Origin of the sequence: Elioraea sp., assembly GCF_051860475.1 — a bacterium.
GTDB lineage: Bacteria > Pseudomonadota > Alphaproteobacteria > Acetobacterales > Acetobacteraceae > Elioraea.
In genome coordinates this window covers 1-8,933 of sequence record NZ_JBHYDW010000160.1, presented here as the reverse complement: position 1 = coordinate 8,933, position 8,933 = coordinate 1, and the positions used below count along the sequence as shown (strand labels likewise).

At 70.4% G+C, this 8,933-nt stretch carries 10 protein-coding genes; 1 reads left to right on the top strand and 9 read right to left on the bottom strand.

The features are described from left to right. The 3 genes from ACTIFU_RS20290 to ACTIFU_RS20280 all read right to left on the bottom strand — a co-directional run. Positions 1-348 (bottom strand): hypothetical protein (locus ACTIFU_RS20290; protein ID WP_439580136.1); only part of this gene is annotated, 348 nt, incomplete at its 3' end. A 224-nt stretch (positions 349-572) separates the two neighbouring features. Beyond that, positions 573-1,124, bottom strand: coding sequence for a hypothetical protein (locus ACTIFU_RS20285; RefSeq protein WP_439580135.1), 552 nt, complete (start codon positions 1,122-1,124; stop codon positions 573-575). Between the two features lie 7 nt (positions 1,125-1,131). After that, positions 1,132-2,181 (bottom strand): extracellular solute-binding protein, encoded by a 1,050-nt coding sequence (locus ACTIFU_RS20280; RefSeq protein ID WP_439580134.1) that lies wholly within the window; start codon positions 2,179-2,181, stop codon positions 1,132-1,134. A 153-nt stretch (positions 2,182-2,334) separates the two neighbouring features. Here ACTIFU_RS20280 and ACTIFU_RS20275 point away from each other — a divergent pair, with 153 nt between their 5' ends. Then, positions 2,335-3,183 carry an amidohydrolase family protein gene (locus ACTIFU_RS20275; protein ID WP_439580133.1) on the top strand — a complete coding sequence of 283 codons (849 nt, stop codon included), beginning with the start codon at positions 2,335-2,337 and terminating at the stop codon, positions 3,181-3,183. A gap of 81 nt (positions 3,184-3,264) precedes the next feature. On the opposite strand, the gene ACTIFU_RS20270 is transcribed toward ACTIFU_RS20275, so the two are convergent. The 6 genes from ACTIFU_RS20270 to ACTIFU_RS20245 form a co-directional block, all read right to left on the bottom strand. Then, positions 3,265-4,044: an HpcH/HpaI aldolase family protein gene (locus ACTIFU_RS20270; protein WP_439580132.1), complete on the bottom strand. Its 780-nt coding sequence runs from the start codon at positions 4,042-4,044 to the stop codon at positions 3,265-3,267. Positions 4,045-4,102: 58 nt separating this feature from the next. Continuing rightward, a complete protein-coding gene (locus ACTIFU_RS20265) occupies positions 4,103-4,813 on the bottom strand; it encodes a hypothetical protein (protein WP_439580131.1) in 711 nt (236 codons plus the stop codon). A 160-nt stretch (positions 4,814-4,973) separates the two neighbouring features. After that, a complete protein-coding gene (locus ACTIFU_RS20260; protein WP_439580130.1) occupies positions 4,974-5,369 on the bottom strand; it encodes a VOC family protein in 396 nt (131 codons plus the stop codon). Between the two features lie 23 nt (positions 5,370-5,392). After that, the gene (locus ACTIFU_RS20255; protein ID WP_439580129.1) at positions 5,393-6,991 is read right to left on the bottom strand and encodes a cisplatin damage response ATP-dependent DNA ligase; all 1,599 of its coding nucleotides are present in this window, start codon (positions 6,989-6,991) and stop codon (positions 5,393-5,395) included. Further along, positions 6,988-8,016, bottom strand: coding sequence for a ligase-associated DNA damage response exonuclease (locus ACTIFU_RS20250; RefSeq protein WP_439580128.1), 1,029 nt, complete (start codon positions 8,014-8,016; stop codon positions 6,988-6,990). Before ACTIFU_RS20250 ends, ACTIFU_RS20255 begins: the two co-directional genes overlap by 4 nt. Positions 8,017-8,048: 32 nt before the next feature. Further along, the coding region (locus ACTIFU_RS20245) for a phosphatase PAP2 family protein (RefSeq protein ID WP_439580127.1) at positions 8,049-8,933 on the bottom strand (885 nt) is incomplete at its 5' end.

Here is an 8,933-nt window from a genome sequence, read left to right as displayed (position 1 = left end):
GCGGGCGGGCGGATCGGTTTGGGCTGGCCAGATGACGGGCGTGGCCGCGAACGCGGCGGGCTCTGCGAGCGCGGGCAGCGCGAGCTGCGGCAGGGCGTGACAGGCGGCGCAGAAGCCGGGCGCGTGCTCAGCCGGCGCACCAGGCTCCTCGGTGCCAAGATGCACGACACGCAGCCCGCCCTCGGCCGTGCAGATCTCGATCGCGAAACCGGAGCCGCGCAGCGCGCGCACGCATTGCGCCGCAGCCGTGCCGCTCTGGACGAGCAGCGCGAGTGCGAGCAGCAGGTGCAGGACAGGCCGGATGCGGCACATCGCCGCGTTGCGATACACGGTTACGGACGAGCCCACCAGGGAGGTGCTTGGCGGTCGCGTGGCAAAGCCTGCCTCTCGCTGGCCTTGCTTCACATCGCGCGGCCTCGCCCGTTCGTGCGCATCGCGGCAAAAAGAGACGCCCCGCGGATGTCGCGGGGCGCGAGTGGAACGGAGCGATGTTGGGGCGGTGCCGGGGGAACGGGTCCGGGCGCCCGGGGACCGTCGCGCAGCGAGGGGAGGCGGCCGCGCGACGAACCGGTTCAATGCAGCAATGGTGGCCGCTCCGGCCGCCACGCCGGCGGCAGCGAAGCCTCGTCGACCGGCTCGCGTGGCAGGCGCAGGCCAGCCGAGACAAGGGCCGCGGCGAACTGCGCCAGCAACGCGATCACGCGCGGGACAAGGCGGGGCGGCAGCCATTCCGCGGCGACGCGCTGGGCCCGCCAGGGTTCGCCCGCCTGCAACGCGGCAACGGCGACCAGCAGCAAGCCCTCATCGCGCGACAGGCCAGGCGCGCCGGGCGTGCGCATGTCGACTGAGCGGCGTGCGGAAAGGCCGATGAGACCCAGCGCAGCCGCGAACCGCGCCACCGCCCCGGCCGGCAGGCCGGCGCGTGCGAGCGTCAGGCAGAGCCCGGGCCCTTGTCCACCGGCGTGGAACCAGCCGCGAACCGCCCCAAGAACGACCTGCGCGGCAGGCGACAGGTCAACCGGATCAGGGCGGCGGGAGTGATGGATGAGGGCGCTCACCGGCATTTGCGAACCGTTCTCAATTGAAGAGCGGAAGAAGGGGGCCGAAGCCCCCTCCCCTGGCATGGTTGGCTCACCGCCAGCCGGCGCGCTGCATGGTCGCCAGCGCCTGCGCGCCGTTCTTGGCATAGGCGGTCGCGTTCAGCCGGTCCTCCTTGAACCGGCCCCAGGCGGCGACCTCCGGCACCACGTTCACCTCGTCCACCACCGGATACTCGTTGTTGCCGTTGGCAAACATTTCCTGTGCCTTGATCGAGGTCAGGTACTCGATGAAGGCCTGCGCAGCCTCACGGTTCGGCGCGGTGCGCACCACGCCGGCGCCGGAGATGTTCACGTGCGTGCCGCGGTCCGCCTGGTTCGGGAAGATCGGCTTCAGCGTCTCCGCCGCCGCCTTCTCCTCCGCCTTGGCCGAGCGCAGCAGGCGGGCGAGATAATAGGTGTTGCTGATCGCGATCCGCCCCTGCCCGGCGGCGACGGCCAGGATCTGCGGCGTATCGCCGCCCTGCGGCGGCCGCGCCATATTGGCGGCCACGCCGCGCGCCCAGGCTTCGAGCCCCGCCTCGCCGTTCGCCGCCAGGATCGAGCCGGCAAGCGAGATGTTGTAGACGTGGTTCGACGTGCGCACGAGGATGGTGTTGCGGAACGCCGGGTCGGCGATGTCCTCGTAGCGCGCGATCGGCTTCGGCGGCGTCCAGTCCTTCGGCACGATCAGCACGCGCGCGCGCTTGGAGAGGCCGAACCAGTGGCCGTCCGGGTCGCGCAGATGCCCGGGAATGCGGCTCTCGAGCACCTGGCTCTTCACCGGCGCGAGCAGCTCCGCATCCATCGCGCGCACCAGCCGCGCCGCGTCCACGGTCACCAGCACGTCCGCCGGGCTGTTCGCGCCCTCATTGCGGATGCGCTCGATCAGCTGGTCGGCGTCGCCCTCGATCAGCCGCACCCGCACCCCGCCCGAGACCTCGGTGAAGCCGTCGTAGAGCGCCCGGTCGGTGTCGTAGTGGCGGCTGGAGTAGACGTTCACTACCCGTTCCTTCGCGTGGAGCAGCGCGGGTGTTGCCAGCAGGGCCGCCCCACCCATCAGGGCGGCGCGACGGTGCAGGAGGAAAGGGGTGCGGTCGGTCATGGCGTCTCGTCCGTGCTGCGGTTGCAAATCATTCGCATGAAATCTCTACGCCAACTGCGAGCTGGTCGCAACTGGATTCCGTACCGGTGCGGGTTGCCGCTTGCGATCCCGCTTCTAGACTGCCGCACGCGTCGCTCAGGGAGGGAACCCACGATGGCCGACACCACACGCCCGCAACTCGTACTGCCGCGAGGCGCGGTGGAATGCCACAGCCACGTCTACGATCCTGACCGCTTCCCCTATCTTGCCCCCGAGATCGGCGAGAAGACCTACGACTGGCAAGCCTACAAGGCGACGCTCATGGACAGGCTCGGCTTCGACCGCGTCGCCGTCGTCCAGGCCGGCGCCTACGGCCACGACAACCGCTGCACCCTCGAGGCGGTCGAGAAGATCGGCATCGAGCGCGCCCGGGCCGTGGTGATCACCAGACCCGACGAGACCACGGCCGGGTTCCGCGCCCTGCACGCCCAAGGCGCGCGTGGGCTCCGCTTCTTCTTTGCTTCGGCCTGGCTCACGCTCGCCGATGTCGAGCCCATGACGAAGCGCATCGCGCCCCTCGGCTGGCACATCATCATGCAGGACCCTGACGGGACCAAGATGCCGGCCTGGGCCGAACTGATCGCTCGCCTGCCCTGCCCCGTGATTATCGACCATCTCGGCCGGGTCCCGCCCGGACCGGGCGGCATGGCCACCGCGACGCACCCTGCGTTCCAGGCCATGCTCCGGATGATCGAGACAGGCAAGGTCTATGTGAAGCTCTCGGGCTTCTACTACTCATCCAGCTCTGGCTGGCCCTACGGCGATGTCGAACAGCGCGTGCGCGCCCTCGTCGAGACGCGACCGGACCGACTGCTCTATGGGCAGAACTGGCCGCACCCGCGGATGGAGCCGAAGCCCGACGACGTCAAGGAGCTCGACCTGCTGCTCGATTGGATTCCCGATGCGAAGACGCGCGAGATGATCTTCGTCGAGAACCCCGCGCGACTGTACTTCGCCGAGTAAGGAACGGAAGCACCGCCCCCGCGCCCCCGCCAGGGGCGCTGCTCCTGGACCCCGCAAAGGGCCATTGGCCCTCTGATCGCGCTACACCTCTATCGAGCGCAGGAACCCCGCGCGCGCCTTCAACGCACCCATCAGCAGCGCATGGTCGCTGCCCGAAAGCACCAGCCGCGCCCCCATGCCGATATAGACCGGCGCGTTCTGCTCGTCGTAGACGCCGCCCATCCCCGCGACCTTGCCGTGCTTGCTGCAGGCGCCGATCACCGCGGCATAGGCCGCCTTGACCCGCTCATGCCCGATCTGCCCGGGGATCCCCATCTCGGCCGTCAGGTCCGACGTGCCGATCATCAGGCAGTCGATCCCCGGCACCGCCGCGATCGCCTCCGCGTTCTCCACCGCCTGCGGGGTCTCGATCATCACGATCGTCAAAAGCCGCTGGTTCATCTCCGCCATCAGCTCGCCCGCCGGGATCGTGGCGAACCGCGCCTGCGCCGGCGGCCCGCCCAGGCTGCGGTGGCCGAGCGGTGGATACTTGCAGGCCGCGACCACTGCGCGCGCCTCCTCCGCTGTATCGATATGCGGGATCACCACGCCCATCGCGCCGTTGTCGAGCACCCGCGGTGCCTGATCGAGCGCGCCCTTGCACACCCGGATGATCGGCGTCACCCGCGTCGGCAACGCCGCCAGCGCCACCTGGGTCGCCTGGTCCTCGCTGAAGCCACCATGCTCGGCATCGATGAACAGCCAGTCGAAGCCGGCCGCCTCGGCCAGCATCCCGGTCGCGGCCGTGCGCAGATGATGTACCCCGAGCCCGATCGCGACACCGCCGGCCTTGATGCGAGCCAGCGCATGATTCTCGATCATTCGGACAACACCTCCCCGTTCGATGGAGGTCGCACCGCACCACGCTGCGGCGCGCGGGTCAATGGAACGGCAGCCGATACCGATACCCGATCGCGATCGCGTTCGCCCCGTCATCCACCCCGTTTATCGCGCCGAAGATGCCGCTGCGATGGTGATAGCGCAGCACCAGCTCGTGCTGACGCAGATGCGGCAAGGCCACGGTGATCTCGGGCGCGAAATAGTGCAGCACGTTCGAGGTGTTCGGCTCACGGCGCTCGGGGGGGCCCCGCTCGCTCTCGGGCAGGCGCGACACCCAGTGCAGCCCGGTACTGCCCGCGACGCTGGTGTAGAGCAGATGGTTCCACGGAAATCCGTCGAACCGCAGGTAGAGCGCGCCCCAGGCCTCGCCCGCGTTGGTCTGGCCGACCCGCCCGCCGGCGCCGAGCTCCGCATCGATCGTGAACCAGCGCCAGAATCGCGCCACCCGGTACGAGCCGGCAACTCCCAGGATCGTGTCCTTCCCCCACTCGCCGCTCCACGGCTGCAACACCGTCTGCGAGAACGGCACTTCGTCGATCGAGACGCCGGCGAACCCTGTCACGGCCCAGCGCCGTTCAGCCGGTTCGACGGGCTGCGCCGTCGCCTGGGACGGCTGCCGCGCCGCGACGGGCGCCGCCGGTGCGGACGGCCGCGCCGGACGCGTGCGCGGAATGCTCTCGAGCACCGTCCCGTCGACAATCACCGACGGCGCACCGCCACGCTGCGCGACCGCGGCTCCGGAGGCGGGCATGCACCCGACGGCGGCAAGCACGGCGAGCGCAGCTCGCCACCAGGAAGGAGATGGGCTCTGCAATCGGACGTCCTTCGGGAACGCGTGGATTCCGGAGAGGCACATGGGATCGCGGCAGGATAGTGGCACGGGGGCGAGCGCCGAGGCGCCGGCGCTCGCCTCAGCGATACCGCCCATGCTGCTGCAGCACCTCGATCCGGTAGCCATCGGGGTCGGTCAGGAAGAAGAATTGCGCCATCAACGCGCCCTCGCGGTGGAACTCCTTGATCGGCTCCGGCGAGAACCCGGATGCGGTCAGACGCGCGTGCTCGGCATCGAGATCATCCACCGCGACCGCGACATGTCCGTAGCCATTGCCGAGCGCATAGGGCTCGGTCCGGCCGTGGTTGATCGTCAGCTCGATCTCGAAATCGGCTTCCGGACTCCGGAGATAGACCAGGGTGAACGAGTCGAACTGGAACCGGTCCGCGATGCCGAGGCCGAGCGCGGCACGGTAGAACTCCACCGAGCGCGCCTCGTCCAGCACGCGGATCATCATGTGGATCGCCTTGGCCATGCTGTCCCCCTCGTCGCGCCACCCTAGCCGGATGGCCGATCCGGGTGGTTCTCGACAAGTCGCAAGAGCGTGTCCAGCACATCCGCCTCGGCCGCCGGCTTGTCGGTGCGGATGCGGCTGATGCGCGGAAAGCGCAGCGCCACACCGGATTTGTGCCGCGCGGAGAGCTGGGCCGCGTCGAACGCGATCTCCAGCACCAGCGCCCTCTCGACCTCGCGCACCGGGCCGTATCTGGCGACCGTGTTGGTGCGGATCCAGCGATCGAGCCAGGCGAGCTCCTGGTCGGTGAAGCCGAAATAGGCCTTGCCCACCGGCACGAGCTCACCGTCAGCACGCCACAGCCCGAACGTGTAGTCGGAATAGAACGACGAGCGCTTGCCGTGGCCGCGCTGGGCGTACATCAGCACGGCATCGATCGTCAGCGGATCGCGCTTCCACTTGAACCACGGCCCCTTCGGCCGCCCGGCGAGATAGGGGCTGTCGGCGCGCTTCAGCATCAGCCCCTCGATCGCCGCCTCGCGCGCGCCCGCGCGTAGCCGCGCAAGCTCGTCCCATGACACGAATCGCACGAGTGTGGAGAGATCCATGTGCTCGGGGCGCACACGCGCCAACCACGCCTCCAGGCGCGCGCGCCTCGCATCGAAGGGGAGCCCGCGCACATCCTCCTCGCCGTCGAACAGAATGTCGTAGAGGCGTACCGCGCAGGGATGGTCGCGCAGCAGCTTCGGGCCGACCGTCTTGCGGTTCAGCCGCTGCTGGAGGTCACTGAACGGCGCGACCGCGCCATCGCGGATCACCAGCAGCTCGCCGTCCAGCACTGCGTGCAGCCGCTCCATCTCGGTCGCGATCTCCGGGAACGCGTGCGTGATGTCCTCGCCACCACGCGACCAGATCTTCCGACCGAGCCGCGTGGCGACGAGCTGCACGCGGATGCCGTCCCACTTCCACTCGGCGCGATACGATGCCGGATCGAGTGCCACGAGCTCGCCCTCCTCCAGCGGCGTGGCCAGCATCAGCGGGCGGAACACCGGCGCCTCCGCCGCACGCGGCTGCGGACCCGCCCCCTCCAACCAGCGCAACAGCGGCAGATACGGCGGATCGACCGCGGGCCATGCCTCCTCGATCTCGTCCACCGGCCGGGCGAAGTGCTCGGCGAGCGCGACCTTCGCCAGCCGCGCCGAGACGCCGACGCGCAATCCCCCGGTGATCAGCTTGAGCAGCGCCAGCCGCGACGACGCATCCAGCGCATCGAGCCAGCCCGCGACGATCCCCGGCAGATCGGCCCTGGTCGCCGTCGCCAGCGTCTCGGCCACCGCGGCGAGCGAGGGTGGTGCCGCGTTCACGCCCGCGCGCGCCGGCCAGATCAGGCTCACCGTCTCGGCAAGATCGCCGACGTAGTCGTAGCTCCAGGCGAACAGCACCGGATCGGTGCGCTCGGCGGCGAGCGCGCGGATCAGCCCGGCCTTGGCAGCAGTGAAGGAGAGCTCGCCGGTGATGGCCGCAAGTCCGATGCCGCGATCCGGATCGGGCTGGGTCGCGATCCAGTCGCGCAGCAACGCGAGCTTGGTGGTGCGCGCGGGCGTGAACACCAGCCGTTCCAAGAGGTCGGCGAAGGCTTTCATGCCTCCGCCTCCATCGCCTCGTCCTCCTCGCCGCGGCCGATCAGGTGGAGCGCGCGGCCGCGCACGCCGCGCTGCGCGCAGGCATGGATCAGCGCCTCCTCCCGTCCATGCGTGACCCACACCTCGGGTGCGCCGACCGCAGCGATCGTCGCGTTCAGTTCGTCCCAATCGGCGTGGTCGGAGATCACCAGCGGCAACTCGACGCCGCGGCTCTTCGCGCGCTGGCGCACGCGCATCCAGCCCGAGGCGAGCGCGACCACCGGGTCGTTCAGCCGGCGTGCCCAGCGGTCCTGGATCGCGCCCGGCGGGGCGAGCACGATCGCGCCTTTCAACGCGTCCTTGTTCGCGATCGTTGCGGGACGGAGGTCACCGAAATCCTGCCCGAAGGACTGGTAGATCTCGGTCATCGGCGGCAGCGCGCCATGCAGGTAGATCGGCGCATCGTAGCCGCACGCGCGCAGCAGGCTGAGCACGCGCTGGCACTTGCCGAGCGCATAGACGCCGACGACATGCGTGCGCTCGGGGAAGACGTGCAACGACCGCAGCAGCCGCGCGATCTCGGCCTCGGCCGGCGGATGGCGGAACACGGGCAGGGCGAAGGTCGCCTCGGTGACGAACACGTCGCAGGGCACGGGTTCGAAGGCCGCGCAGGTCGATTGCGGCCGCGGCGTGTAGTCGCCCGAGACGACGGCGCGGCTCCCCTGCCACTCCAGCACCACCTGCGCGCTGCCGAGCACGTGGCCGGCCGGGCGCAGCGTGACGCGCACGCCGTTGACCGCGATCGTCTCGCCGTAGCCGAGCGCCTGCTGCGTCTCCCCTGCCCGCCCCTCGCCGAGCCGTCGTGTCATCAGCGCGAGCGTCTCGGCGGTCGCCAGCACCGCGCCGTGGCCGGGCCGTGCGTGGTCCGAGTGCGCGTGCGTCACCACCGCGCGCGGCACGGCGCGCAGGGGATCGATGAAGAGGCCGGCGGGCTCGCACCAGAGCCCGCCGTCCGTCACCTTCAGCCAAGTCTCGACGCGCGGCATGCCCTCTCAGGTGGCATGGCGCGCGCCGGAAGTCACTGTAACGCAGGCTTCAGCTTCGCCAGCGCCATCGCCGCGACCTTCCGTCCGATCTCATCGCCCGCGTCGACGTCGTAGCGGAAGTGGATGCCGGCCGCGATCCCGTCCTCGCTCGTCTGCCGGGCCAGCGCGAGCAGCGCCGGCGCGTCGGGCGGGAACAACGCGGCCAGCACCGTCCCGGCGGCGGTCGAAAGGCAGGAGTGTGCCGAGGGGTAGCTCGGATGCGCGGGCGGCGACACCACGGTCGTCAGCGTCGGATCGAGCTGCGAGGGGCGGATGTGCCAGTAGGCGTATTTCGCGTCCCAGCAGGCCACGAAGCTGTCGTAGAACGCCATCGTCATCGCCGCATAGGCCGCGGCAAGACGGGCCGGCTCGTCGCCGAGCCGGTAGGCGAGTGCCAGCCGGCCGAGCTGCTCGTTCCAGAACTGGTAGATCCGCGCGCCGCCATAGACCTCCCAGAACACCGCGTCCGAGTTGGTCTTCAGCGTCCGCGGATAGGCCTTGAGTTCGGCAAGCGCTGCCGCGGTCTCCGGCGAGTCGTGCGCGGGCGGCGGCGGCGGGCGAAGCGCGGTGTTGCCCGGCAGCAGCCAGGCGCGCCAGGTGCCGCCGAGCGGGGCCAGCGGCGCCGAACCCTGCCAACTGCCCGGTCCCGTCGGCACCACACCGGTCCAGCCTCGGCTGAAGCCGTCATGCTGCGCGCGGGCGAGCGCGAGCGCAGCCATCGCCTCGCCGATCTTCCATCCGGCCTCCGCGTCGGAGGGGAACTCGAGCCCAGCCAGACGGCGCAGCGCCGTTCCCTCGGCCGCGAGTGCCGCGAAGCGCTCCGCCTCGGCCGGGACCATGGCCGACAGGATGGCCGACGCCGCCGCCCCGATCGCCGC

Excerpts from the sequence above, each read along its gene's own strand:
- ACTIFU_RS20260 (WP_439580130.1), bottom strand. The coding sequence starts at position 5,369 with ATGGCCAAGGCGATCCACATGATGATCCGCGTGCTGGACGAGGCGCGC.
- ACTIFU_RS20280 (WP_439580134.1), bottom strand. The coding sequence starts at position 2,181 with ATGACCGACCGCACCCCTTTCCTCCTGCACCGTCGCGCCGCCCTGATG.
- ACTIFU_RS20285 (WP_439580135.1), bottom strand. The coding sequence starts at position 1,124 with ATGCCAGGGGAGGGGGCTTCGGCCCCCTTCTTCCGCTCTTCAATTGAG.
- ACTIFU_RS20265 (WP_439580131.1), bottom strand. The coding sequence starts at position 4,813 with ATGCCCGCCTCCGGAGCCGCGGTCGCGCAGCGTGGCGGTGCGCCGTCG.
- ACTIFU_RS20255 (WP_439580129.1), bottom strand. The coding sequence starts at position 6,991 with ATGAAAGCCTTCGCCGACCTCTTGGAACGGCTGGTGTTCACGCCCGCG.
- ACTIFU_RS20270 (WP_439580132.1), bottom strand. The coding sequence starts at position 4,044 with ATGATCGAGAATCATGCGCTGGCTCGCATCAAGGCCGGCGGTGTCGCG.
- ACTIFU_RS20275 (WP_439580133.1), top strand. The coding sequence starts at position 2,335 with ATGGCCGACACCACACGCCCGCAACTCGTACTGCCGCGAGGCGCGGTG.
- ACTIFU_RS20250 (WP_439580128.1), bottom strand. The coding sequence starts at position 8,016 with ATGCCGCGCGTCGAGACTTGGCTGAAGGTGACGGACGGCGGGCTCTGG.